At 64.7% G+C, this 26,238-nt stretch carries 20 protein-coding genes and 1 pseudogene; 3 read left to right on the top strand and 18 right to left on the bottom strand.

Translation table 11 applies throughout. The features are described from left to right. Window positions 1–571 precede the first annotated feature (571 nt). Window positions 572–775, top strand: coding sequence for a hypothetical protein (locus AC3IYG_RS04230; RefSeq protein ID WP_489312497.1), 204 nt, complete (start codon window positions 572–574; stop codon window positions 773–775). A gap of 427 nt (window positions 776–1,202) precedes the next feature. Here the strand turns inward: AC3IYG_RS04230 and AC3IYG_RS04225 are convergent, their stop codons facing one another. The 10 genes and pseudogenes from AC3IYG_RS04225 to AC3IYG_RS04180 all read right to left on the bottom strand — a co-directional run bounded on the left by AC3IYG_RS04225 (window position 1,203) and on the right by AC3IYG_RS04180 (window position 13,820). Further along, window positions 1,203–1,337, bottom strand: a complete 135-nt coding sequence (locus tag AC3IYG_RS04225; protein ID WP_489314003.1) for a hypothetical protein — start codon at window positions 1,335–1,337, stop codon at window positions 1,203–1,205. A 153-nt stretch (window positions 1,338–1,490) separates the two neighbouring features. Continuing rightward, window positions 1,491–2,378, bottom strand: a complete 888-nt coding sequence (locus AC3IYG_RS04220) for a hypothetical protein (protein WP_489312496.1) — start codon at window positions 2,376–2,378, stop codon at window positions 1,491–1,493. 159 nt (window positions 2,379–2,537) lie between these two features. Further along, window positions 2,538–2,966 carry a HAMP domain-containing protein gene (locus AC3IYG_RS04215; protein WP_489332199.1) on the bottom strand — a complete coding sequence of 143 codons (429 nt, stop codon included), beginning with the start codon at window positions 2,964–2,966 and terminating at the stop codon, window positions 2,538–2,540. Between the two features lie 99 nt (window positions 2,967–3,065). After that, window positions 3,066–3,416, bottom strand: a pseudogene (locus tag AC3IYG_RS04210) (methyl-accepting chemotaxis protein); the annotation flags it as partial. A gap of 200 nt (window positions 3,417–3,616) precedes the next feature. Then, window positions 3,617–4,138, bottom strand: coding sequence for an acyloxyacyl hydrolase (locus AC3IYG_RS04205; protein WP_489312495.1), 522 nt, complete (start codon window positions 4,136–4,138; stop codon window positions 3,617–3,619). A gap of 181 nt (window positions 4,139–4,319) precedes the next feature. Next, entirely contained in the window at window positions 4,320–7,439 is a 3,120-nt protein-coding gene (locus AC3IYG_RS04200) for an efflux RND transporter permease subunit (protein ID WP_489312494.1), read from the bottom strand. Continuing rightward, window positions 7,436–8,554, bottom strand: coding sequence for an efflux RND transporter periplasmic adaptor subunit (locus AC3IYG_RS04195; RefSeq protein WP_489332159.1), 1,119 nt, complete (start codon window positions 8,552–8,554; stop codon window positions 7,436–7,438). The genes AC3IYG_RS04200 and AC3IYG_RS04195 overlap by 4 nt, the downstream gene beginning before the upstream one ends. Before the next feature lie 29 nt (window positions 8,555–8,583). Continuing rightward, on the bottom strand, window positions 8,584–10,098 hold the full coding sequence (locus AC3IYG_RS04190) for an efflux transporter outer membrane subunit (protein WP_489312492.1): 1,515 nt from the start codon (window positions 10,096–10,098) through the stop codon (window positions 8,584–8,586). 116 nt (window positions 10,099–10,214) lie between these two features. Then, window positions 10,215–10,430 (bottom strand): hypothetical protein, encoded by a 216-nt coding sequence (locus AC3IYG_RS04185; RefSeq protein WP_489312491.1) that lies wholly within the window; start codon window positions 10,428–10,430, stop codon window positions 10,215–10,217. Window positions 10,431–10,922: 492 nt separating this feature from the next. Continuing rightward, window positions 10,923–13,820 carry an ATP-binding protein gene (locus AC3IYG_RS04180; RefSeq protein WP_489312490.1) on the bottom strand — a complete coding sequence of 966 codons (2,898 nt, stop codon included), beginning with the start codon at window positions 13,818–13,820 and terminating at the stop codon, window positions 10,923–10,925. A 411-nt stretch (window positions 13,821–14,231) separates the two neighbouring features. Here AC3IYG_RS04180 and mhpA point away from each other — a divergent pair, with 411 nt between their 5' ends. Next, on the top strand, window positions 14,232–15,887 hold the full coding sequence (gene mhpA, locus AC3IYG_RS04175; RefSeq protein ID WP_489312489.1) for a bifunctional 3-(3-hydroxy-phenyl)propionate/3-hydroxycinnamic acid hydroxylase MhpA: 1,656 nt from the start codon (window positions 14,232–14,234) through the stop codon (window positions 15,885–15,887). Window positions 15,888–15,889: 2 nt separating this feature from the next. Continuing rightward, window positions 15,890–16,537 carry a TetR/AcrR family transcriptional regulator gene (locus tag AC3IYG_RS04170; RefSeq protein WP_489312487.1) on the top strand — a complete coding sequence of 216 codons (648 nt, stop codon included), beginning with the start codon at window positions 15,890–15,892 and terminating at the stop codon, window positions 16,535–16,537. A 296-nt stretch (window positions 16,538–16,833) separates the two neighbouring features. On the opposite strand, the gene AC3IYG_RS04165 is transcribed toward AC3IYG_RS04170, so the two are convergent. The 8 genes from AC3IYG_RS04165 to AC3IYG_RS04130 all read right to left on the bottom strand — a co-directional run bounded on the left by AC3IYG_RS04165 (window position 16,834) and on the right by AC3IYG_RS04130 (window position 26,208). Continuing rightward, the gene (locus AC3IYG_RS04165; RefSeq protein WP_137820564.1) at window positions 16,834–17,202 is read right to left on the bottom strand and encodes a DUF5064 family protein; all 369 of its coding nucleotides are present in this window, start codon (window positions 17,200–17,202) and stop codon (window positions 16,834–16,836) included. 97 nt (window positions 17,203–17,299) lie between these two features. After that, on the bottom strand, window positions 17,300–18,331 hold the full coding sequence (locus tag AC3IYG_RS04160) for an alcohol dehydrogenase catalytic domain-containing protein (RefSeq protein ID WP_489312486.1): 1,032 nt from the start codon (window positions 18,329–18,331) through the stop codon (window positions 17,300–17,302). After that, on the bottom strand, window positions 18,328–19,299 hold the full coding sequence (locus tag AC3IYG_RS04155) for a fumarylacetoacetate hydrolase family protein (protein WP_489312485.1): 972 nt from the start codon (window positions 19,297–19,299) through the stop codon (window positions 18,328–18,330). Before AC3IYG_RS04155 ends, AC3IYG_RS04160 begins: the two co-directional genes overlap by 4 nt. Before the next feature lie 24 nt (window positions 19,300–19,323). Beyond that, window positions 19,324–20,463, bottom strand: a complete 1,140-nt coding sequence (locus AC3IYG_RS04150; RefSeq protein ID WP_489312483.1) for a VOC family protein — start codon at window positions 20,461–20,463, stop codon at window positions 19,324–19,326. A gap of 5 nt (window positions 20,464–20,468) precedes the next feature. After that, window positions 20,469–21,332 (bottom strand): 4Fe-4S dicluster domain-containing protein, encoded by an 864-nt coding sequence (locus AC3IYG_RS04145; protein WP_489312481.1) that lies wholly within the window; start codon window positions 21,330–21,332, stop codon window positions 20,469–20,471. Then, entirely contained in the window at window positions 21,325–24,324 is a 3,000-nt protein-coding gene (locus AC3IYG_RS04140) for a molybdopterin-dependent oxidoreductase (RefSeq protein WP_489312479.1), read from the bottom strand. The genes AC3IYG_RS04145 and AC3IYG_RS04140 overlap by 8 nt, the downstream gene beginning before the upstream one ends. Before the next feature lie 128 nt (window positions 24,325–24,452). Further along, complete coding sequence (locus tag AC3IYG_RS04135) at window positions 24,453–24,875, bottom strand: VOC family protein (RefSeq protein WP_489312477.1); 423 nt, start codon at window positions 24,873–24,875, stop codon at window positions 24,453–24,455. A gap of 97 nt (window positions 24,876–24,972) precedes the next feature. After that, the gene (locus AC3IYG_RS04130; RefSeq protein ID WP_489312475.1) at window positions 24,973–26,208 is read right to left on the bottom strand and encodes an NADH:flavin oxidoreductase/NADH oxidase family protein; all 1,236 of its coding nucleotides are present in this window, start codon (window positions 26,206–26,208) and stop codon (window positions 24,973–24,975) included. Window positions 26,209–26,238 lie beyond the last annotated feature (30 nt).

The raw sequence follows: 26,238 nt of genomic DNA, 5'->3' as shown, positions 1-26,238 counted from the left end.
ACGCGCGGCGCTTTCGGCATCCTTAGGATCGGATTTTCCCTGGGCACGGCGCGCAGCTCGATCTGGACGATTGATTTCCAGCACTTCGACGCCTTAGTTGCGCAGCACGCGCGTCAGCCCCGCACCGTACGCCATGCTCCAGCCGTCCTATTAAGTCCAGTACCTCTTCGGGCGGTGCTTGGATCGGGGCAACTCCTCCCAGCGCAGGCAAAGGTTGGCAAAACCATCTCTCTACGGCTTCCTGGTCTCCTTCGAACAAGCTAACAGCTGCACTCCAGAGTTGTTTCTCGATGTCCACAATTTAACCCTCACCGTGCCAAATGATGTTTTCCGTCCAGCCATCATTGGCTTCAGGGGGAGTATCAGGGATAAGGAAACTGAATAGGCCCAGCGGCAAGCGACAGAAGGTTACAAAATTGAAATATTCCAATCTGATACTAAAGCCACGTCCTCGCCTGTAGGAGTGGATGGCGCTCCTACCAAGCGAATAGCGAGGGCCAACTGGCAGGTTGGCTTTCTTTTTGCCTTCAAAAACTCACTCCCGTGCCCCGCGCGGTCAGGAGGTGATGCTATGAATATCTACGTTCAGAAGGTTACAACCCTGGGGAGTGAGCTTTGGCTCGTAACAGCCGGCTCAATCCAGCTTCGCTTCAATGATCAGCAATCTGCTCTCCACTTATCTACGCGCTTCAAAGCGCAGGTAGAAGCTCCCCATGAATTGCCAGCAGAGATGCACAAACCTTGGACAGAAAGGACGGAATCTGCCCCAGTCTGAACCTCTTTGCTGCATAGCCAGAGGCCTTCGTGCCTGCTGGGCCATCCTTCGGCAGAAATCGGGCAAGGACTCTGCCGAAGGATGGCTTTCTGATGTTCATAAAGCGTACGCCGTTGATTGCTCAGCGTACGGGGGCTTATGCCCGTCCTCAAGCTTCGCGCCCAGACGCTGCGCACCGAGCCAAACAAGGAGAGTGCCGATGAGCCCCATCCTTGTTCAAGTATAAGAACGCCTTCGCACTGCTGATCCTCAACGATCTACCGAAGCTGGATCGAGCCGATGCCGAAACGGCTCTGATAGTTCGCAAGCGCTCCGGCCTGGGACCACCCCGTACCAGGCATGATTGCCCGGCAACAGGGTGCCCCCAAGAACAAGGATCATCCGGGTCAACTCCCTGCGGCTGGCTCCGAACGGTTGGCCGTGCCCATTACAGCCGGAAGCGATTGACCAGCGTCTGCAGCTCACCGCCCAGGCGCGCCAGCTCGACGCTCGAGGCCTCGATCTGCAGGCCGGCCGTCGAACTCTGCTCGGCGATGTCGCGGACAACCTTGCTTGACCACACCCTGACTCAACTGCCGCCCAAATCGGCACTGAGCGGTACGATCCACTATGCCCTCTCGTTGGCAGGTGCCGACCCGCTACGGCGCGGATGGTAGCCTTGACATCAACACTAATTTCGCCAACCGCGCCCTGCCTGCAGTGGCCCAGTCAGTTCCTAAAAGCCGGGCGGGGGCGGCAAGTGCTTCAGGTCGGGAAAGCCGGGTGGAGGGGGTGGCAAGGATGGCAGAGACAGGGATGGCGGAGGAGAAGGCAGGGGCGGCAGATTTAGCGTGGCCGGCAGAGTCGGCAGGGTTGACGTGGACGGCCGGGACGGAGGGGACGGCAGGGACTTTGGCAGCCCACCAGCGGGCGGCTTGAGCACATTGACAACGGATTTGACCTTATGGACGATGGCCTTGGTGACCGCCTTTCTGGCTTCCTCGGCCAGCGCCTCGCACAGAGCGCGGATGATCGCGGGCGGCGTGGCTCCATCTGTGGTCGCGCCGATATTGGCGAGATGCAGCGGCGGCAGCGGTAGCGTAAGCGCGCCGCCAGGCAGGGGAATATCAAGAGAGATCGAGCCGCCCATGACGGTGAGTTCGCGGATGATGACCTTGCGCGCGTGGCTGCTGGCCCGAATGGCGACCGGGGTAACGGAATAGGCCTGGGCCGTGTTCTTGATGGCCTCCAGGTTACTGGTGGCAGTGGGACTTTTCGCCGTGTAAGTAATCTGCGGCGCGATGACTGTGGCGGAATCAACAATGATAGGGCCGCCACCGATAAGGGAGCCACGTTCCACCTGCATGGCGATACGGTCCACCACTACGGCGTAGGGCGAAGAGAATCCAGTGGGGTTGCCCAGGGTAAGCCCATCAAGCGCTCCCACGCCGGTGAAGGGCGAGAATTCCACGCTCCCCACGAGCACCTGCGTCTGGGTGGCCAGGGCCCCCTCGGTCTCGATGGCGGATTTGATGGAGGGCTCGAACTGGGCGAGCAGAGTCCACAGTGCAATAGCGGCGACGGCGAACAGGGCGGCAAGGGCAAGCCCGATGGCTTTCGGCATGGTGTTAGTTGCTCCATGAAAGGTGGCGGCACTCCAGGCGCCGCCTTGCTACTCAGCAGTCGCCAATACTGACGACTGAAGGGGCTTGGAAATGGACAAATGGGCAGTGTGAGCGCACGAGGTGGGGTTGCTTCTGGAGATTGACGAGCCCCCAGCCCGTTACAGTCGGAAGCGACTGACCAGCGTCTGCAGCTCGCCACCCAGGCGCGCCAACTCGACGCTCGAGACCGCGGTCTGCTGAGTGGTTATCGAACTCTGCTCGGCGATGTCGCGGACATTGACCACACTGCGGTTGATCTCCTCCGCTCTGCTGCTCTGCTGCTCCGCCGCCGCGGCGATCTGCAGGTTCATCGACTGGATGTTGGAGACCGAATCGGTGATGCTCGCCAGTGCCACGCCAGCTCGGCGGGTCAGCTCGCGTAGGCTGCCGCTCATGCGCTGCATGTTGCGCTGCAATTGGCCGATTCCGTCGCCCCGCTCCACCCGTATTTCGGCGGAAAGATCATCCTGAGCGATGCGCTCGGTGATCGTCAGCGTCTCGGCCAAGGGACGGACGATCAGGCGGGTGATCAACCAGGCAGCGAGCACGCCGAAAACGAAGGCGACCAGGGCAATACCAATCAACAGGGCGTTGGCGAAGCGGATGTCCTCGGTCCGCAGGCGCTGTTGCCCGGCGAACAGCTCATCGCTCAGCCGACGCACCGTGCCGGCTGCCTCTTCCATGACCTGCAGTATCTGCTGGCGCGCCGCGCCGCCGGGCTCCTGCTGCAGGCGTTGGAAGGCCTTGCGGTAGCCGCTCAGAGCGGCGAGTTCCTGGTCCATCAACGCCAGGTTCTGCGGCTTGTTGAACTGGAGCTTGAGTTCACCGATGTACTGTTCGATTCGGCCGATGTGCTGCTCGAGGGCTTGGGCGTCGGCGGAGCCGCGGCTGACCTCGAACTGCAAGCGCAGCACCCTGGCCTGATGTACCAGTTCGTGGAGTTTGGTGATGGCGCCCATCTTCTCGCTGCGCACGGTCAACCGTTCCAGGCTCTGCATGCCGGCCAGGGTGACGAAGAAAGTCATGAGCAGGACCAAGGCGAACCCCAGGACGAGCTTCTTGTTGACACTGAGATTGGCGAAGAGGCGGAAAATCGACATTCTGCTACTCATTGCAAAGGGCAATCGCTATCGAAGAAAGGGAGCCTCAGCCGGCGGAGTTCAAGGGCTCACATCCGTTACGCCAAGACTGTTTTCGCTCAAAGAGACAAACGGTAATCAAAGGTGTCCGACTTCATGCCGCCATTGGGTGTTCCAATGCCGGAGGTCGAGTAATAGGTCGCCTGCATAGTGGTCTCCTGCCCGTCCTCAAGCTTTGCAACTGGCGCATTCTGATCGTCGCAAGTAACCGAGCCCCCCAGTTGTTGCGCGCAGATATTGCTCTTCGAGACAAGCTCAGAACCTGCGCCGCCCTCGACATAAGACACATAGCGGAAGCTGCTGAACGCATAGGCGTACGCCGGACTTTGGGAGAGCGAATACGCCCCCCTGTAATCATGGCCCTGTGCCCAGTGCTGATAAGTGGCGCCCCAGGAAGCGCCCATTTGGCTGGCTTCACTCGCATGCCATGGCTGGCGCCAGTCGAACGCCTCATCGACGCGGTAGGTCATATCGCCCAGCCCTGTTGCTCGGCGGGTGACGGGCAGCTCATCGGCGCCGGCCAGTCTGCCGCCATAGAGCCAAGCCAGGATCGCCAGGATCGGTGCAATTCTTTTATTCATGGATCACCTTTTCAGCAAATTGGACTTAAGAACCTGTATCGCCCATCACCACCGACGTGAGTGCGCAAGCACCCACGGTGAGGATGGTGTTACGCCACGGCCAACGTTTGCGTACAGCAACCTCCTGTCGCCAAAGCACCGTGCGCAGTGCAATGGCGAGCCAGGTCGGCGGCCGTCGCGATCAGCGTTGCCGCCCGCCCAACAATTCAGCGAAACCCGGCTGGGCCTGATCGCCAATCAGGGCATCGGCGGCCGGCTGGCGGCGCACCTTGAACCACGCGGCGTACAGTGCCGGGACGAAGAAGATGGTCAGCAACGTCGCCACGGTGAGGCCGCCCATGATCGCGATTGCCATCGGCCCCCAGAACACGCTGCGGGTCAGCGGGACCATCGCCAGTACGGTGGCCAGCGCCGTCAGCATCACCGGACGGGCCCGGCAGATGGTGGACTGCAGCACGGCACTCCAGGGGTCGCGGCCCTGCGCGATCTCGATCTGCACCTGGTCGATCAGGATCACCGAATTGCGCATGATCATGCCGCCGAGGGCGATGATGCCGAGGATCGCGACGAAGCCCAGCGGCGACTGGAACACCAGCAGCGCCGGCACCACGCCGATCAGACCCAGCGGCGCAGTCAGCACCACCATCCACATGCGGGAGAAGTCCTGCAGTTGCAGCATCAGCAGCAGCAGGATGGTGATCATCATCAGCGGGGCCACCGCCAGCAGCGCCTGGTTGGCCTTGTCGCTTTCCTCCACCGCGCCGCCCACGTCGATGCGGTAGCCCGAGGGCAGCTTCGCCTCGATATCCTTGAGCAACGGCCGGATCTCCTGCGTCACCGACACACCCTGCTCGCCATCCTTCACGTCGGCGCGCACGGTGATCGCCATGTCGCGGTTGCGCCGCCACAGCACTGGCTCTTCCAGCTCGTTGCTCACCTGTGCCACCTGCGACAGCGGCACCACGGTGCCCTGGCGCGTGTAGAGGTTGATGTCCTTCAGGGTGTCCAGGCTCAGGCGCTCCTCGGGCACGGCACGCGCCACGATATCGATCAGGTCCTCATTCTCGCGCAGCTGCGACAGGGTCGCGCCGTTCATCACGCTCTGGGTCACCAGCGCCACGTCGGCCGGTGTGAGGCCCAGCGCGCTCGCCTTGTCCTGGTCCAGCTCCACCTTCAGCGTGCGCACCGGGTCGTTCCAGTCGAGCTGGACGTCGCGCACCTTCGGGTTGGACACGACCACCTGCTCTACCTCGCGGGCGATCTGGCGCACCATCTGGGTGTCGGGGCCGACGACGCGGAACTGCACCGGGTAGCCGACGGGCGGCCCCAGCTCCAGCCGGGTCACGCGCAACCACGCCTGCGGGAACTGCTGGTCGGCCGAGGTCATCAGCCGCTCACGCACCCGCTCGCGTGCCTCCAGGTCCTTGGTCATCACGACGAACTGGGCATAGCCCGGATTCGGCAGCTCGGGGTTGAGTGAGAGATAGAAGCGCGGTGCGCCGGCACCGGTATAGGCGGTGAAGAAACGCACGTCCTCATCCTTCGCCAGGATCTCCTCCATGCGCTTGACCTGCTCGGAGGTCGCGGCGAACGAGGCGCCTTCCTTGACGCGCAGGTCGATGACCAGCTCAGGGCGCGAACTGTTGGGGAAGAACTGCTGCGGCACCAGCTTCATGCCGGCCAGAGCCAGTACCAGCGCGGCAAAGGTCGCGCCGATGACCACCCAGCGGCGCTCGATGGCGGTGTCGATCAGGCTGCGCAGCTTGCGGTAGAACTTGGTGTCGTACGGATCGGCGCCATGCTGGTGCTTGCCCAGGTCGTTGGGCAGCATCTTGACCGCGAGGTACGGCGTGAAGATGCCGGAGCAGATCCAGGAGAACAGCACTGCGGCGCCGACGATCCAGAAGATGCCGCCCGCGTACTCGCCGGTGGTGGACTTCGACATGCCGATCGGCAGGAAGCCCACGACGGTGATCAGCGCACCGGTCAGGCGCGGCATGGCAGTCGCCGAGTAGGAGAAGGCTGCCGCCTTCACGCGGTCCCAACCGGTTTCCATCTTCGCCACCATCATCTCGATGGCGATGATGGCGTCATCCACCAGCAGGCCCAGCGCGATAATCAGCGAGCCTAGCGAGATGCGCTCGAGGTTCCAGCCCATCGCCAGCATCACCAGCGCCACGCCACCCAGCACCAGCGGCACCGTGGTCGCGACCACCAGGCCGGCACGCCAGCCCAGGCTGACCAGGCTCACCGCGATCACGATGATCAGTGCCTCGGCCAGCGCGCGTCCGAAGTCCAGGATCGCGTCCTTCACCGTGGTGGGCTGGTCGGCCACCAGCTCCAGCTCCACGCCGTATGGCAGCTCGGACTGGATCTTGGCGACTGCCGTGTCCATCTCCTGGCCAAGGTCGACGATGTTGCCGTCGTTGGTCATGGTGATGCCGAGCATCAGCACCGGCTGGCCGTTGTGACGCACCGTGTAGGTGGGCGGATCCTCGAAGCCGCGGGTGACGGTCGCGATATCGCCGAGTTTGATCAGCCGCCCGCCTGCGGCGATGGGCACGTTGCGGATGGCGTCTTCGCTGGCGAATTGGCCGCTGACGCGCACCATGACGCGGTCGCCGCGGGTGTCGATCTGGCCCGCAGGCAGCAAGGTGTTCTGGCTCTTGAGGCTGTCGGCGATGGTCAGCGGGGTGATACCCAGCGCGGCCAGGCGCTCATGGGAGAACTCGACATACACGCGCTTGGCCTGCTTGCCGATGACATCGATCTTCTTGACCATCGGCACCTTCAGCATGCGCCGCTTGATGTCCTCGGCCGCGTCGGACAGGTCGGCGTGGCCGATGCCGTCGCCCTTGATGGCGTACATCAGGCCGTACACGTCGCCGTATTCGTCGTTGACGATCGGGCCGATCACGCCGTCGGGCAGCTCGAGGCTCAGGTCGCCCAGCTTCTTGCGCGCCTGGTACCAGGCCTCGCGCTGGTCAGCCTTGGAGGTGCCGCCGCGCACGGTGAGGGTCATGCCCGCGTAGCCTTGTCGCGCGTAGGTGACCACCTTCTCGAAGTGGTCGATCTGCTCGAACTTCTTCTCCATGCGGTTGAGGACCTGATCCTGCAACTGCTGGGCGGTGGCACCCGGCCAGATGACCATGGCGGTCATCGAGGGCACGGAGAAGTTCGGGTCCTCGAGCTGACCGAGCTTGGTGAAGCTGAAGGCGCCGGCCACCGCGACGAGGATCAGCATGAACAGGACGACGGCGCGGTGACGCAGCGCCCAATCGGTGAGGTTGAAGTTGTTCATCGGGCGGCCTGCTGTGTGATGTTCGCTGCAGTGATCGCCGAGCCTGGCAGGGCGACCTGCATGCCGGGCGCCATCTTCTGCACCCCCGCGGTGACGACCCGTGCGCCGGCCTGCGGTCCGGAGACGAGCACCTCGTCGTTGCGGTAGCCCAGCACAGCGACCTGCACCAGCTCGACGCTGCCCGCAGCCTCAGCGCCTGCAGGCGTGACAATCCACAACGCCGGCTGGCCGCTGCTTTGCGTCAGCGCCGTGGCCGGCACCGCAGCCACCGAGCTATCCGTCATCTCGCGCTCGGCCACCAGGGTGGCTGTAGCGCCCAACGGCAGCGAGCTCACGCTCACCGGCTGCAATCGAGCACGGTAGGTGCGCGTTTGCGCCGCGGCCTGCGGTGACAGCTCGCGCAGCGTAACCGCAAAGCTCTGGTTCGGCGTGCTGGCCAGCGAGGCCTTGAACTGTGCTTGCTGGAAGGCAGCCAGGTGATCCTCGGGCACATCGACGACGATCTCTGGTTCATCCGGATTGGCGATTGAAACCACCGGTTTGCCCTCCGGCACGACCAGCCCGACCTCGAAGCGCACGGCCGTGACCACGCCGCTGCGCGAGGCGCGCAGCACTGTGTACTTGAGGCGGTTGCGTGCCAGGGCGAGCTTGCGCGCCTCGGCCTCGGCGGTTGCCCGGGCGGTCTGGGCATTGGTCTGCGCGCGCTCGTCGTCAGCCGCACTGACCGAGCCGTCGGCCTTCAGCGCCGTCAGGCGCCGGCGGTCGGAGTCGGCCTGGCGCGCCAGCTCAGCGGCGGCGACCAACTGCTGCCGCGCCGCTTCCTCGGCGAGGCGGTAGTCGCTGTCGTCCAGCATCGCCAGCACATCGCCGGCACGCACGTGCTGGCCAACATCGACCTTGCGCTGGACGACCTTGCCGCCCACGCGGAAGGCCTGGTCGACCTCATGCCGCGACTGCACGGTGCCCACGTAGCGATGGCTCTCGCGGGCGTTGTCGTAGCGAATTTCGACGGTATGCACCGGTCGCAGCACCTGCACGGGAGGCTGCTCCTGGCTGCACGCGGAGAGTATGGCGGCTACGGCTATGGCGCCGGCCACAGTAAGGGAGTTCTTCAAGACGGTTCCTCTTTGAAGACGACGGATTCTTAGGAAAGTGGCGGACGGTTGGCACCGCTGGTTGCGGCAGGGTTGGCGGGTTGTTCGAACACCTGCCAGCCCCCTCCCAGCGCCTTGTAGAGCTGCACGCTGTCGAGCAGCAGCTGGGTGTTGCTGTCGTTGGCGTTCAGGCGTGCCGCCAGACGCGCCCGTTGCGTGTCCAGCAGCGGCAACAGGTCGATCTGCCCGCGGTCATAGAGCGACTGGGCGCGGCCCTGCGCAGCCTCTGCGGATGCGGCGGCCGATTGCAGCGACCAGGCACGGCGGCGCTCCTGCGCCAGGGTGACGAGGGCGCTTTCCACCTCCTCGAGCGCGCGCGCTATACCGTCCTCGGCGCGCAGCAGCGCTTCGCGCTGGCCGCTTTCGGCGACCTCGTTGATCGCCTGCGTGCGCCCGGCGTTGAAGATCGGCATCGCCAGCAGAGCCGCCACGTTGGTGAAGCGAGCGGCGCCGAGGTCCATACCGTTCAGCTCCAAGCCCTGGCGACCGAAGGATGCACCGAGGAACAGGCGCGGGAACCATTCGGCCGCGGCCTGCTGGCGGCGCGCATTGGCCGCATCGAGCTGGGCCATCAGCGCCAGCACGTCAGGCCGGCGCTGCAGCAGCTCGGCGGGCTGGCCCGGTTTGGCCTCGGGTACCAGCAGATCGCCAGGCGATGGCTGGATGCTCGCGGCATTGAAGGCCTGGTCGCCGATCAGCACCGCGATGCGATGGCGCGACACGGCCGCCAACGTCTCCAGCGGCGGGATCTGCGCATGCGCCGACAAAGCATCGGTCTGCGCGCGCTCGACGTCGAAAGCGGTCGCCAGCCCCACGCGGTGGCGCGCACTGACCAGGCGCAGGGTCTCGTCCTGCATCGCCGAGATGGCGCGCAGCGTGTGGATCTGGCGCTGCGCACCGACCAGCGTGAAGTAATTGCTGGCGACCTCGCTCATCACCAGCAGACGTACGCCGCGCACGCCGTGCTCCGCGGCCAGCGCCTCGGCCTCGGCCGCTTGCGCTCCGGCGCGCAGGCGACCGCTCAGGTCGAGTTCCCAGGAGACGTCGAGGCCTGCGCTGGCACTCTTGCTGTCCGGGTAACCCTGCCGCTTGGTCGAGTCGTAGCCACTGCTGCGGTCGGTGCCGGAGGCGGACACGCCGACGCTAGGAAATAGCCAGGAGCGGCTGATCGTCTCGCCGGCGTGTGCGGCACGCAGGCGCTCGGCGGCGATCTTCACGTCGCGATTCTCGCGCGCCGCACGGCGCACCAGATCCGTCAACAGCGGATCGCCGAAGGTCTCCCACCAGGCAGCCTCGGGCTCCATCTCGGCGGCCGTGCTCGCCACGAACTCGGCCGGAAGGTCCAGCGACGGTTTGACGACCGGCGTGGAACACCCACTCAGGGCCAGGGCAATCGATACGGCCAGTGCTGCCACGACGGCGAGGCCAGGCGAGCGAGCGGCAGGATGCAGGGTTGTCTGCCCAGCGTGGTGGATCAGCGGGAAGGGGGTAGGAAGTCGCGACATCGAATTGGGCTCGTGTGGATTCGAGGTGGCGCCAGCGTAGAACCCTGTACGCGCCGAGTCGTCAGCGAAGCGTCGCGGTTCGGTCGCCATGTCGAGCGCTCGCTCATGCATGGCCGTCACTCGCAGGCCGCTTCTGCAATGGGCTCGCCTGCCGCTGACACGAGGTCGATGGCAATCGCTACCAGCAGCTCTTCGGCGGACGAGAACTCGCGCTGACGTCCGGTGACCAGGTTTTCGAGGCGCCCCACAAGGACCCCCGCAGTGGCGTCGCTACGCAGTTTCACCACATACGAGCGGCGACTTGGGTACTTGGATTCAGAGTTCAGGATCATGGTGGACCGCCGGATTAAGAAAGTTCGACGACAGCCTAGGGCGAGCCCTGGCTCGAGTCGTAAGGGAAAGGTCAGACTTCGGTCGGGACAGCGCCAACCCACGGCCCAGCAGGGATCGCGACCTGTCGCCGGCAGCTCCGGCTGAGCGTCCCTAGCACATGAACTCAGAGCCCCAAGACAGAGGCTCGCCACCGCCATTGCCTTGCCCGTCTGGACAGCTGCATCGAGCCACCGCTTGACCTCGGCGCACGCTGCGCCTGGCCAGCAGCAACGAAGCCAAGGGCTATGTGGGCATAGGCGAGATGGCGGGACAGTCGGTGGCAACGCGCGCGTCTGCGCCAGCGCGGCTCGATTACGCAGCGCTCAGCGACGACAAGCCGATGCACCCGATGGTGGCTTAAGGCCGCCGCTCACCGGGGACCGATGAACGGCATCGGCGAACTCGGCGCGCCTGGGCTGGTGGCAGCCGAGGGGAATGTGGGGGGCTCCGCGTTAAGCCGGCTTCGCGACCTGAAGCAACGTGCGCGCGCGCCTCACCGGCTCGGTGCCCTCGGCTTCAGGCAGCCGGTCAACCAGCGCCGCCAGGGCCTGGCGATCCTCGGCCGCGGCGTCGTGCTGCCCGCACAACTCGACCAGCGCGAGCAGCTCCAGCCAAGGCGCTTCCTGGGCGCGCGCTTCCTGCACCGCGCACCGGACTGCAGCGCTGCCGGCTTCGGGTCGCCCCTGCCCGCGCGCGACCGCCGCCTCCAACAGCAGCAGCTGCGGCAGGTACACGCGCTCACCCAGTTCATCCGCCACCCGATGCGCCTCCTGCAGTTCGGCTTGCGCAGCGTCGTAATCCTCCGCCAGCAGCAGCGCCTCGGCCGCGTAACCGAGCACTTCGCTGGCGCCGGAGCGCATGCCAAGCCCGGTGTGTTCCTCGTAGGCCTCGCGGATGCGCCGGTAGCCGTCGCGCGGCGCGCCGCTGCGCGCGTCGGCCCAGCCACGCCACCAGCGGCAGGCCGTGCGGCCCAGCGCGAGCGAATTCTCCTCGACCAGCGCCTGCATGTCGTCGGCCAACGCGGCCACGCGGGCAGGGTTGCCCATCCGCACCTCGACCAGCACCTCCTGCCAGGCGGCGATCAGCCTGGTCATCGGCTGGCGCAGCACCTGCGCGCGGGCTTGTGCGCGCTGCAGGTGGGCCCTTCCCTGCTCGACCAGACCGGAACGCACCAGCTCGATGGCCAGCATGCCGTGCAGCATGACCTGAGGGTCGGTCGCGAAGATTTCACTCGTCCCAATGTCGAGGAGCTCGGCGATCGCAAGGCCGCGCTCGAGCCAGCTGCAAGCCGCCTGCGTACGCCCCTGGAGATGACGCACCTCGCCCTGCACGATGCACGCCGCCAGCATGAGCGCCGGATCGTTAGTCTCGGACGAGAGAACCTCGGCGCGCTCCGCCACCGCCAGCGCCAGCGCATAGTCGCCGCGCAGACCCAGCAGATACCCGAACCCATGCAGCAGGCGACCGCGCATCGGATGCTCGGGAGCATCTGCCAGCAGCCTGTACGCACGCTCGAACGCGCTCCTGGCTTCGCTGCCGACGCCGAGCGCGTGGATAGCCGACATACCCTGCAGCGTGGCTAAGGTAATCTCCAGCGCATCGCGCTCCGCCCCTTCCGGCGCCTGCTGCAACAGGGCTAACGCACGCTCGGTGAGACCGAAGCACGAGACCGGACTAAAGTGCAGCAGCGCGGCTTCCGCCGCCTCGGCGCAGTAGCGCAGCGCGGTCATCGGCTGTCGGCCCCGCTCGAAGTGCATCGCCAGCTCCGCTGCCGCGACCAGCACGCCGGCCGAGCGCTCGCGCTCGAGGGCAACGCCGACCTGATGATGGAGGTGGGTACGCAGCGAGCGCGGCGTACGCTCGTACAGCACCTGGCGAAAGAGGGCGTGGCGGAACGCGTAGTGCAGCTCCTCCGCCTCCTCACCCTCGGCAGCTCGCGACGGCGTGAGCCAAACCTGCTCGCGCACCAGCTCCTCGCAGGCAAGGGCCACCGCGGCGAGGTCGCGCTCGAGGGTCAGCGCAACCGTCTCTGCGCGGAATTCGCCCCCGCACACCGCCGCCGCCGAGAGCAGGGCACGCGGCTCCTGACCGAGCTTGGCGATATGGTGGTCGATGATGGCCGCCAGGTTCTCGGGAACCGCCATACCCGCCAGCCGGGCCTCGATAGTGGCGTCGTCGTCCGCCCGGTCCATCACTTCGCCGATGAGCGACGAGACGAACAGCGGCACGCCGTCGGTGCGCTCGTGCAGGGCTCGCACGAAGGTTTCGTCGCGCGCCAGCGAGGCCGAATGCAGCGCGATATAGTCGGCGACCTCGATCTCCGAGAACGGGTCGAGTACCAGCTCCTCGCACAGCCGGTGCAGGCGCAGTTCGTGGCGCAACGAGCTGAGCGGGTGATCGAGCGCCACCACCTCGGCGACGCGGAAGCTCGCCAGCCACATCAACCGCGTGCCACGACGCCGCCGGGCGATGTAGTCGATGAGTTGGATGGTCGCCCGGTCGCTCCAGTGCAGGTCTTCGGTGACCAGCAACAGCGGCCGCTGCTCCGTGTAGCGGTCCAGCAGTTCGCCCAACTCCCGCAGCATGCGCTCCGGGCCGACGCCGGCAAGCTCGCGGCGCAACGCGTCGCGCTCCTCTGCGCTGCTCAGCCACGGCAGTTGCAGCAGCCAGGTCGGTGCCACGGAGCGCAGCAACGTCGGCAGGCTGGAGTCGCTGCGGCACAGCTCGGCCAGCGCCTCCAGCACCGGCAAGTAGGGCTCGCCGGTGCCGTAGTGTTCCACGCAGTGGCCGCGTGCGCAGGCAACGCCTTCGAGGCTGGCGACGAAATGCTCGATCAGCGAAGTTTTGCCGATCCCAGGCTCGCCGGCGAGCCAGACCAGCGCACGCTGGCCGCCGTTCGCCCCCTCCCACGCCCGCTGCAGCCGTAAGAGCGCTTCGGCGCGGCCGATGAACGGCGAGGACGGTCGTGCGTCAACCACCGGCACCGTCGCGGGAGCGGGCGATGTCGATGGCACAGCGGACGGCGTGGCGATGAAGCGATAGCCACGCCGCGACACGGTCTCGATGAAACGCGGCTGCTTGGCGTCGTCACCCAGCGCCGTGCGCAGATCGCTGATGGCGGTCTTCAGCACCGACTCGCTGACGAAGCGGTGGCCCCACACAGCGTCAAGCAAGGCATCCTTGGTCAGCAGCGTTCCCGGCTGGCGTGCGAGTACGCATAGCAGCGTGAAGGGTGTAGGTGCCAGCGCCACGGCTTCTCCGTTGCGCAACAAGCAGGCGTTGGCTTCGTCGAGCTCGAAGTCGACGAAGCGGATCTGGACTGGGTTCGAATGGGCCTGAGTACGCGCCACGCTTGATTCCTGAAGACTCAAAAAAAATCGTATTTGTGCGCCGGGAGGTCTGGCAGCCTGATCCGTTGCTCCGATGACAACGCTGATCGGCGCCGAAGCCAAGCCTCACCGGTCGGAAACCGGCGGAGACCACCACCTCTGGGAGGCAGGTGGCAACCTGCTAGACGGAACGGGAAGAACCAAGCGCGACTGCACTTCTCAGGCCGCAGAGATTCGTCTCTTCGTTCCGGACTCGACTCGCCCCTTGACACCCCCGACACAGCCCACGTGACCTCGTCATGCCATGGGAATGATCTCAAATAATAATGACTAAATCATCAATATTGAAAATTTAATCATTTTTATATAACTTCACCCTGCCTGACGATGAGACCCGGCGTCTCTCGACCTCAACTACAACAAGGGCTCAACATGAACAACAAGAAATGCTCCGAACTGCCTCCAGAAACAGTCGATGTACTGGTAGTGGGCTACGGTCCTGCAGGAGCGACGCTCGCCGCACTGCTGGGCCGCTATGGCGTAAAGACACTGGTTCTGGACAAGATCCATGAGGTCGTACTGATGCCCCGGGCCATTGCTCTGGACAACGAGGCGCTTCGTATCCTGCAACTAGCTGGATTGGCGGAAGACGCTTTCGAGAAGATCGTGATTCCCGAGGTGCGGATGCGCTCCCCGGTGCTCGGGCAGTTCGCACGGGCCAATACCGCAGGGTGTATTGACGGCCATCCCAAGCTGGTGACCTTCTATCAACCCGACCTTGAGCACGCGATGCGGGACCAGGCCTCCCGGTTCGAGTCGGTAACAAGCCTGGGCGGCTTCGAACTCGAGACTCTGGCCGAAGAGTCGGATTGCATAGTCGCCTCCGTACGGGATCAGAAGGGTCATCTGCACTTCGTTCGCGCCAAATACCTGGTGGGCGCGGATGGCGCCAGCTCCAGGGTCAGAACCCTGATCGGCCAGGACTTCGAAGGACAGACCTATGCCGAGGACTGGCTGATCGTAGATGCCAGCAATCGACACCAGTCAGCGATCGATCACGTCGAGTTTCACTGCGATCCGCGGCGCCCCACGCCGCACATGCCCGCACCAGGTGGCAGGGAGCGCTGGGAGTTCATGCTGCATCCGGGCGAGACACGGGAAGCGATGGAAAGCCCGGAGAGCATCGCCAGACTGATCGCACCTTGGATCGACCCGCAAGAGCTGCAAATCGAACGCAAGGCGGTGTATCGGTTCCACGCGCGATGCTGCAATAGCTTCAGCAAGGGACGCGTTTTCCTTGTAGGGGATGCTGCTCACATCACGCCGCCCTTCGTCGGCCAAGGTCTCGTCGCAGGGCTTCGCGATGTCGCCAACCTTGCATGGAAACTCACATGGGTCCTGCGCGGCAAAGCCTCAGCTTCGCTGCTGGATTCCTATGACCAGGAGCGCCGACCGCACGCAAAGGCAATGATCGACCTGGCCAAGCTCATGGGGCGACTGGTGATGCCCAGGAACAAGCTGGCGGCCTTCTTCACCCATGGTCTGATGCGCACGCTTGCATTGACGCCGGCTACCCGAAAGTACTTCGAGGAACTGGACATCAAGCCGAAGAACATCTTCAAACACGGTCTGTTCGTGAAGCATCGCCGTGGCGACAAACTGGTTCGCGGTGGACTGTTCCCCCAGGCCTGGGTTCGCAGCACTCAACAGCAGGTCCACCTGAGCGACGATGCTCTCGGAGACAACCTGACCCTGGTCGGATTCGGCGTTGACCCGCTTTCACTGCTGACCCCTCCTCAGGTCGTTTCCTGGATACAAATGGGAGGCAACTTCCTGCACATCGGCTCATGCGGTCAGCGCTCGGACGGCGATTGCGCCTTCATCGAGGACCTGAACCATGACATCCTGCCGCTAGCGGCCAAAGGCACGCTGGTTGTGGTACGCCCCGACCGCCACATCATGCACCACGCCCCCAGCGAAGACGCAGGCAAACTGCTTAAGGACTGCATTGAACTGATGGCCAGCCACGGCTCCACTGCCGACAGTGTTTCCATTACCATCAGCGAGCCCCCTCGAATGCGAGCTTGAGTATGCCCACCCCACAGCCAGAATCGGCCGCCCCCCAGCCCCTCACGCGAGGTCATAAGAAGCGTGAACGTACTCGTCGCGCCCTGGTGGACGCAGCATTGCGCCTGCTTGCACGCAAGGAGGTGGGGGAAATCGCGCTGCTCGAAGTCGCCGCGGAAGCCGAGGTCTCCAATGGCACCATCTACAACTACTTCCGCACTCGCGACGAAGTACTGGAGGCCGTGGGCATCACCCTGGCGGACGAGTTCTCCGATGCCATCTCCGCCCTGAGCACCAACGTACATAGCGGTGCCCAGCGGCTTTCGATTGGCGTACGCATGTTCATACGCCGGGCTGCCGATGATCACCAATGGGCCAACGCACTGCTGCGCATCATCCATCTCGATCAGGCCATGCGCTCGCGATTGGCCGACCGTGTGCTTGATGACTTGCGCGAAGGGCACCGTGAGGGTGCCCTCACTTTCGAGGACGAAGGAATAGCGCGGGACATGGTGGTGTCGTGCACGACCGGGGCAATGCGCTCGGTCGTCGAGGGGCGCGCTGTGGCGGAGCATGATGTACGGGTCGCAGAAATGACCCTCAAGGCTCTGGGCGTTACACCCGCCAGAGCCAAGAAAATCGCCGGCCTGCCGTTACCCGCCACCTCCTGAACCCAGTCGCGCAGCGACTGGCAGGCCGTTGAAAAAAGCCAGAGCCCGTTTGGCTCAGGCAAAATGGCAGCCATCCTCTTCCGCCGAGCCAAGCCAAGCCAAGCCAAGCCAAGCCAAGCCAAGCCAAGCCAAGCCAATGCGTGGACTTGACCCCAAACAAAACGAGCTGTTCAGCTACACCACGCTGGAGCAGCGCATCCCAAGCGATCAGCCGCTGCCATCCTTGATGGGCACCTACGCTTGGAGGTGCCTGGTGAAAACCGCCGAGAGTGGCTGTGCTGCGAGCTACTGCGGGCTCACAGGCCATCCTTGTCCAGGTGGTCGAAGTCGACGGGCTCGCCCGGATGCACGCCGAGCTGCTCGCGGATGTCCTCGAACATGGCGTCGTACTCGGCGTGCTCGGGCGCGATTGGGCCGCCGTTGAACGACAGGCCGTGTTTGGCCACGGCCTTGGAGATCGGGCTGGCAAAGTTGAAGGCGGTATCGCGATGCAGGTCGAACTCTTCGCTGAACGCACGCCCCTCGATGGTGCCAACCACCTTGAAATGCATCAGCATGCCTTCGACCGGGTCGCGGCGGACTTCGTAGAACACATCGATGTCGAAATTCGGCAGGTGTGGCATATCGAGTGGATTGGTGCGATGCAGATGACCTGGTTTGAACATGCTAGCCCCCATGGCCCGGCAGAATGGTTGGATGACGGTTTCTTGGGAGGGACGTCGCTTGCTGCATTTCCGGCAAGCGGGTCGTCCCTGGCCCGAATCACGCCCCCGAGGGCAGCAGCAGTGCCCGGCCGGGCAATTGCCGCGCCGCGTGATCGAAGGCCTGCCCGGCCGCGGACAGCGGCACCGCGATGCCGACCGGCAGTGTCAGTGCGCCTTCGCCCAACAGACGCTGCAGTACGTCGAGTGCTTCGTCCTCCGGCTTGAACACCACCCAGCCGTAGCCTGCCCCCTTGGCGGCGGCCAGCGCCTTGCAGCGGCGCAGGTCGCGGCGGGTTTGCCAGGCCCCGCCCAGCCAGCCGTTGCTGTCGAAATTCGCCAGCAACGGATGGACCGCGCTGGCAAAACCGAGCGCACCCTGCTTGAGCGCGGCGATCAGCGTCTCCTCGTCCTGCCAGGCACCGAAATTCAGCGCCGCGTCGTAGCGCTGCGGCAACCCGGACAAAGGCTGGCGCGTGCGGTCCCAGACGCTGGTCGCGCCGAGTTCTCGGCAAGAGTCCAGGTTCGGCGTGCTGCAGATGGCGGTCACCGCGGCACCCCAGCGTGCCAGGAGCTGGATGGCCAGCCGGCCGAGCCCGCCGGAGGCGCCATGCACCAGCACTTCGAGGCCTTTGGCGTTGTGCTCGTTTATGCCGACCTTGCGCAGCGATTGCCACAAGGTGGTGAAGGTGTACGGCAAAGCCGCCAGCGAAGCGGCGTCATGGCCGTCGACAAAGGGGCGAAGCCAGCGCGCCTCGACCGCCACATGGGTGGCGTGGGCGCCACCCTTTCCCGTCGGGACCAGGCCGAAGACCCGATCCCCCGGCCGCCATGCGCTGACGCCCTCGCCGACCGACTCGACGACCCCGGCGACATCGTTGCCCAGGACCAGGGGGAATTTCCCTGCGCCCTTGAGCTTCAGCAGACGCTGGCCGTAGCCGCCGGCACGCTTGACGTCGATCGGGTTCACCGAGGCAGCCTCGACCCGCAGTACGACCTCGCCCTTGCCGGGACGTGGAACGACCATGGCTCCGACCGAGAACACCGGCGGTGAGGCCGGTGACAGGCAGAGCAGCCGTTGGGCCATGATCATGCCGCGACCACCCGGGTGCGCTGCTGGCCGAGATCCAGTGCGCCGTCGTCGGTGCGGATGCTCAGGGCCATGACATCGTTGGGTTGCAGGTAGAGCGGGTTTTTCGTCGCCTTGGCGATGAAGGCCTTCCATTTCCCGGCATCGGACATGAAATGTTTGAGGATGAACATGACCAGTTTGCCCGGCGCCTTGGCGGCGCAACCGGCCGGGGTCCCGGTCGCCACCAGGTCACCGGTGTACATGCCGTGCAGCGACGCGAGTTCGGTCAGGGTCTGATGCGGCTTGAACAGCATTTCGCCGCAGTAGGCTTCCTGGCGGGCCGTGCCATTGACCGTCAGGGTCATCTTCAGCTCGCGCCAGCGCCGCCATTCCTGGGGTTCGAGCAGCAGCAGCAGCGGGCCGACCGGACCGAAGGTCTGGTAGCTCTTGCCCTTGTAGAACTGGCCCTGCGGCAGTTGGACATCGCGCGCCGAGACGTCGTTGACGATGGTCACGCCAGCCAGGACCTCGTGCAGTTTGTCCTCCGTGACCACCTCGCCGGCAACCAGATCGCGCCCGAGAACCAGACCCAGTTCGATCTCGTAGTCCAGCAGTTTCACGTGGGCGGGGCGCACCACGTCGTCGTACGGGCCGCTGATGCAGGAGGGTGCCTTGGTGAAAATGGTATTGAACGGGAAGTTCTTCGGGTCAAGGCCGGATTCACGCACATGGCTCTCGTAATTGACGCCCTGGCAAATGAATTGCTGGTTCGAAGTGACCGGCGGCAGAACGCGGACGCTGCCCAATTCGAGCGTGGCCTGGGCCGGCGTGAGTTGACGGGCAGCATCGCGCCCGTCCCGGATCAGCTCGGCGGTGGTCGCGTAGCGGCCATCCAGCGGCGCGATCTTGTCGCCAAACACGACGCCCCAGCCGGGCTCGGCGTCGGCAGGTGCGTTAGCGGGGATAAAGCGGATAAGGGTGATGGCCATAGATCAAGTCCTAGTGTGTCGAATTCAGAGCCAGGGACGCGCCGGGGTATCGAGCGTCTTGCCGATGATGCGGAGCTTGGACAGGGTCAGGCGCCCCTGGCGGATCAGTTTCAATGCCCGCCAGACCAGGCCGAGCGACTTGGCCGGGAAGATCGCCTTGGGTGCGTCGTCCCCCCAGGCCCAGATGCTGCCGGTCGAGAACGGCACGTAGCGCGTCTCGTGATCGGCGGTGAATACGTCGCCGTCGGTGTAGTGCTCGAAGTCGAAGCCGTCGGCGTCTTTCCAGTAATCGAACAGCTGGCTGCCGAGCAGGTGCCGGCCGATGCCCCAGAAGTGCTTGTGGCCACGGGCATGCATGACTTGCTGGCCCTGCCCCAGGGCGTCGAGGTCGATCACTTCCCAGGCGCTGTGTTCATAACGCGGCTGCAGAGCGCTGGCCATGACGAAGGTGTGGTGATCGGCCGGCTGGTCGCCCAAGTCCAGGCGGAAGAAGGTAACCAGCGGCGAGCCGTCTTCCAGGTACTGCACGTCCGTCGGAATGATGCCGAGGTGGCGCATGTACCACTCGGACATCACCTCGAAGTTGCTGGTCTGGTAGACCACGTGACCCAGGCGACCGACCAGCGCCGGCTCGATGGGCGAACGGACGGTGCGGTTGACCCGCTGGATCTCGCCCAGCACGTTCATTTCCCGATGGATAGCCGGCCGGGTCGGCAAGGCCGGTACCGATGCCCAGTCGGTGATCAGCCACAGTTCGGTGCCGTCCGGATCATTGAGTATGACGCCGCGCCCGCCGCCGGGAATGCGCTCCGGCGGCAGCGGCTTGGCATTGCTTTCGCATTCCAGCCGGGCGAAATCGGTATCGGCCGGAACCACGAAGACCGAGCCGACGAAGCGCGAGGTCTCGGCTTTGGTGGCGACGAGGATGGCCGGCGCCGTCCCGGCACCGCGCAGCACCAGTTGCTCCGCAGTGCGCGACACCGTCACAAAGCCGAAATCGTTCCAGAAGCGCTCAGCCTCGGCGAGATCCTTCTTTTCGAAACGCAGGAAGGCCAACTGCGTAGCCTTCTGCCAGGCCTTCGGCCTGACCAGCTTCTTGACGTGGGCGGGCGCCGCGCTTTCCGGATATTCCGGCGGCACGCTCAGTTCCTGGGTGTGATTCATGCGGTTCATTCCTCAATGCAATTCTGATGGCTGCTCACCAGCCGGATTTCGCCGAGATAGAGGCTTTCGTCGAGCTCGCAGTCGCGCTGCGCCTCGCCCAGGCCGTGGCGGACTTCGATGCGATAGCCGCCGCTTTTCTTGCCCAGGCCGGCGAAACGGAAGTCGCCAAAGGCGTCGCTGTGGGTGACCGCGATTTGTTTGCCGTTCTGCTGGAGCGTGATTTCGGCACCGGCGACACAATCGACCACGCCGTCAACGCTGGCGCTGAGGCTGCCGCCGATGAAGCAGGTGTCCCAGCGCTCCAGTCCGCGGTAATAGACCCGTGGCTTGGCGTTCAACTTGGGTAGCAGCACCTGCAACTCCTCCTGGCGCGCCTTCTCCTGCATCGCCGCGTCGTCGAGCTTCACCGCTTCGAACACGTCCGTCGGACACACCTGCTGGCAGCGCGGGCCTTTCCAGCCGCCGTCGAGCAGGTGGGCGTCGAAGATCCAGGTCTGCGGCAGCTGTTGTTCCTCGTTCCAGACAATGGCCTTGTACGGGCAGGAACGGACGATGTCCTTGCGCCCCTTGGCCTTGACCGGATCGATGACGACGATGCCGTCGGCACGCTTGCTGATGGCGTCGCCGCCGACCTTCATGCACGGCGCATCGTCGCAGTGGTTGCACATCACCGGCAGGTAGGTCGTCTCGACCATCGGTGCCGCCCCCTGCACCCGCCGCAGGATGCGGATCGGCGCCTCGTCGGCGAGGGAGGCCGGCGCCGCGTAGCCCGGATAGTCGTTGCCGACGTGCTCGTCGCGCTCGGCGAGCACGCAGTTGTAGCAATTCTCGCAACGCCCGACATTGATGATCAGGTTCCACTTACTCATGTGCGACTCCCGCCTCGGCGCGCAGGCGCTTGAACGCGTCGGCGCCTTGCCATTTTTCGATCTGGACCAGGCATGAATTCGGACTCATGCTGCTGGTCCCCTGGGTTTGCGGCCGATCCGGGGTGAGGATGTTCATGCAGCCGCCGATTTCGACGGTCTCGCCGGCCACTTCCAGCATCTGGAACTCGGCACTGGCCTCGTAGGACTTGACCACTCCCGGCACCACCAGCGCCGACACGTCGGCCGCGCAGATCACTGCCCCGCGATCGTTGTAAATCTTGACCAGGTCGCGGTGCGAAATACCGCGGGCAGCCGCATCGGCCGGGCAGATGCGCAGCAGCCAGAAATCGTGGCCGGCGATGCGCGCACGATGGTCCTGCACCCGGCTGGTCACGCCGTTCTTGCCATCACTTGACGTGTGGAAGCTGTAGCGCGAGTGGGTGGCGATCATCTGCAGCGGATACTTGCCGACCAGCTCGGTTGTCCCCAAGCCTTCCCAGGAGGGGATGTAACGGTTGAGCGCCGGCCGGTCGGGATTGTCCTTGGTGTGGCGCTTGAGGATTTCCGGAACGAACTCCAGCTTGCCGCTGGGCGTCTGCAAGCCCTTGCCGAACTCTTCCGCCCACTGCGAGGGCAGCGGAAACGGCTCCGGCAGGTCCTTGGCACGGCCTTCGGCGAACCAGCGCATGTCGACCGGCGGGCGCAGTTCGGGCCGTTCCGGCGGGACGATGTAATAACCCTTGCGGCAGAAATCGGCCCAGGAGACATGGTCCGGCAGGTCGGAGGAGTTGAACACCCGCTTGACCCAGTCGAGCTCGCTGCAGCCTTCGGTGAACACGCCGCCGAGGCCCAGGCGTTCGAGGATGGCCGTGAAGATGTCGTAGTCCGAACGCGACTCGCCGAGCGGCTCGATGCACTTGTGCTGCAACGCCACCACCCGGTGATTGACCAGGGTGTAGCCATGGTGGGCATAACCGCCGGAGTTGCACCATTCGCCGATGTCCCAGCGCTCGAGCTGGGTGCAGGCCGGCAGGATGATGTCGGCGAACTGGGCCTCGCCTTCCATCCAGATCGACTGATTGACGACGAACTCGATGCTGTCGTGGCGGTAGGCCTCGACCCAGCGGCCGGATTTGGTCACGGTGCTGAAGGACGAGCCGCCGTAGCGGTAGATCATGTGGATGGGCGAATAGCCCGCCATCGGATAAGTGAAGGGGGCGAACTGCGCCTCCTGCGACATGCCGTCCCACAGATAGCCGGTGGCGTGGCCATTGATGATGGCATCGGGCAACTGCTGGCGCGGCACCAGTTGCTTGACCGGGTTCATGGTCAGGATGTGCGGCATGCGCTGGTAATTGTTCACCGCGTTGCCGGTCCACATCAGGTCGCCGGAAATCCCGCCGTCGGCATAGCCGGGGAAGTAGAAGTGATGGTCCACCGGCGTGCCGATCTGCAGGCAGCCGAAATTGACCCCGGGTTTGCCCCAGCCCTGCATGCTCATCATCATGATCAGGCAGCGCGCCCACTGCTGGCCGGTCGCGCCGCGGCCGGCGCCACCGAAGCCGGCGCCGGTCATGCCGGTCGCCAGATAGACCTTGCGGTTGCCCCACTTGCGGGCCAGGGCGCGCACGTCCTTGGCCGGCACGCCGGTCTCCCCTTCCTGCCACTCGGGCGTCTTGGCGATGCCGTCGGTCTCGCCCAGCAGGTAGGCTTGCCACTCGTCGAAGCCGGTGGTGCGGGTGGCGACGTACTCCTTGTCGTACAAGCCTTCGACGGCCCACACGTACATGATGGCGGTGGCCAGCGCGGCGTCGGTCTGCGGCCGGATGGGAATCCAGCGCCCGCCGAGCAGTTGCGCAGTCGGGTTGTTGTGCGGATCGATATGCACGAACTCGATGCCCAGTTCCTTGGCCCACAGGCGCCGGGTGGTGCCCTCGAAGCCGGCATAGGCGCCGTTGGTGCTCTCCGGGTCGCAGGACCAGAAGACCATCATCTCGGCTTCCTTCAGGCAGTCCTCGACGGCGCCGTAGCCGGCCGGCACGCCGACGCGCATGGAATTGCCGAAATGGTGCATGGCGCCCCAGTACCAGCCCTCCCAGCTGTCCGGGTTGGCGGCGACGCGGGTGAAGCCGATCAGGTTGGCGAAGCGCGTCAGCGAGCTGAGGTAATAGCCGACATTGCCCCACTGATGGTGGGACGACATCGGGAAGGTGATCGAGCCGGGTCCGTGGACGCGCTTCTGCCGGTTGATTTCCTTGGCGACGATAGTTAGCGCCTCGTCCCAGCTGATCGGCTCATAGCCCGACTTGCCGCGGTTCTGCGGGTTGCGCTCGCCGTCGGGGTCGAAATCGACCCGCTTCATCGGCTGCAGGATGCGCTTGTCCGAATAGACCAGGGATTTCAGCGACAGGGCGTGCGGCGCCACCAACGCGCGGCGCTTGGGGCGGAAGGTCCTGCCGCGCGCCTGCAGTTCCCAGCTCGGCGCGTCCTTGTCGTCCAGTTCCAGCGGCGTGACGCGCTGGATACGCCCGTCCTTGACGTAGATGAACAGCGGCCCGCCGTTGGTGCAGGTGGTGTAGCGCCGGGTGCCGTCGCGCATCGGCCTGCCCATCTCCAGGCCGACCGTCTGGCTGAGGTTGAGCATCTGGGTGAACCACACCACCAGATGATCCGGGCCCTTGGCGACGACCTTGAAATTCTTGGCGGCGTGGACGATCTCGCCCATATCCGGGTTCGGCGAGAGGAATTTCAGCGCCGTCGGCAGGTCCTTGAACAACATGCTGACATCGGCCTCTGCCGCCGTGCCGGCGCGCGACGACACCTTGCCGCCTCTGATCTGCAGGAAGCGGCCGATGCTGCCGTCCTGCAGCCCCATATAGGCCGTGCAATTTTTTTGCTTCAGGCGCTCGCGGAACTTGGGATGTTTACGGGCAGTGAAACTGAGCACCTTCGGCAAGGCGAACAGGATGGTTTTCAGTATTATTTTTTTCATGTCTGGTCGATTCGGTTGCTAAATGCGAGGGGCGATTCGCCCGATTCGGAGCGGCGATGGCCGGGACACCTGCACGGTTTGCGGGCAGGCGTCCCTTTCACCGGTCGATTACCGTCCGCCCAGCGGACTCACAGGCCGGGAAAGGCCGGCCCCCACTGGAGCTGGGTGTCGCGGCCGAACGGGTAGCGCTGTGTCGGCGTGTCCTCGTTGACCATGTCGCCGTCGGAGAAATGCTCTACGTGGAAGCCCTCCGGATCGGTCGTATGGGAATACTTGCCGCCGCCGGGATGCGGGCAGTCCTCGATGTCCGCACCGAAACGGGCGGCGAGTTGAGCCAGGGCTTCCTGGTTGGCGACGCGAAAACCCATGCCGACGAAGGCGGCCTCGCCTTGGCTGGTCACATAGGAAAACGGCGCATCGCCATAGGCGCGCAGATACAGGGAATCTCCCTGCTGCCCGACATCCAGCAGGCCGAAATCGATCATGAACTGGCGGACCGCGGCAAGGTCGGAGTGGCAGAAGATTACGTATTCAATATCGTCGATGAGCATTTCACTCTCCTAATTGAAGGGTGCGCCAAGTCTTATTGTTTGAAAAGCAGCAACCTAGCGGGCTGGGACAGATGGAACCGAGTTCTTCAACGGCCTGCTAGGCCCGGCTGATCCATTGCCGATAGATCGTCGCCTGGCGACGGGACTTCAGCTGAGTCCCGAGCAGAGCCATGAGCGGCGACGTCCTGGGCCTTGTCCGTTTCCCCTGACTCAGCAAGCCGAGTTGCTTCTTGACCACCGACGCAACTGCAAGCGACGCCAGCGCCTTGTTCTTCCAGCGCACGACGATGGGCTCCACTTCGGTGCCTTGACCCGCCCGCCACTGGCTTGGCAGGGTCGGCTCGATAGCCAGCGCAGTGGCAAGCCCCACCATCGACACCGAGCCGCTCACCACTCGCTCCGCAACCTCCTTTCTGCGCACGCCGCCGGTGACCATCAGTGGCATGCGCGCGACCTCGCCCATTTTTTCCGCGAACTCGAGAAAATAGGCCTCTCGAGCCAAGCGACTGCCGTCGCGGGTCTGCCCCTGCATCGCCGGGCTTTCGTAGCTGCCACCGGACAACTCGACGAGATCGACCGCCTTGGCGTTGAGCATTTCCACCACGCGAGCCGCATCCTCGGCATCGAAGCCGCCGCGCTGGAAATCCGCGGAATTGAGCTTCACGGCGACGCAAAAGGTCGGTGCCACTCGCTGACGAATTGCCTCGAGGGTTCGCAGGAGGATCTGCGCACGATTTTCCAGGCTGCCGCCCCAGCGGTCGCTGCGCTTGTTGGTCAAGGGCGAAAGGAATTGGCTGAACAGGTAGCCATGCGCAGCATGGACTTCCACGCCGGTGAATCCGGCGCACTCGGCCAATGCTGCGGTATGGGCATAGCGCTCGATCAGCGCCTCGATCTCCACCTCGCTCAAGGCCCTGGGCGGCGCAAAAGCCTTGGACAGACCGGGAATGTCGACGGCAACTGCGGAAGGTCCCCGGGCCGGTTGCCCCAAGGCAGCCAGCACCTGCCGGCCGGGATGATTGATCTGCATCCAGGCCTGCGCGCCGCGACTGCGGCAAGCATCGGCCCACTGCCTGAATCGATCCAGGTTTTGATCGGACTCGAGCACCACACCAGCCGGCCCGGTCAGCGCATGGCGATCGACCATGACGTTGCCGGTGATGATCAGTCCGGCCCCGCCTTCCGCCCAACGCCGATAGAGCCTGACCAGCGCTTCTCCCGGTGCGTGATCGTCGTCGGCCAGGTTCTCCTCCATGGCAGCCTTGGCGATTCGGTTTGGAATCACTGCGCCATTGGGTAACCGAAGCGGTTCGAAAAGCTTTGAGCCGGTCATGTTCTGTCCTTCAGTTGATGAAAAGTCGGC

It is taken from the genome of Pseudomonas sp. KH_027, assembly GCF_057838565.1.
Note: the sequence above shows the minus strand (reverse complement) of the source record. Positions and strands in the feature narration are given on the sequence as shown.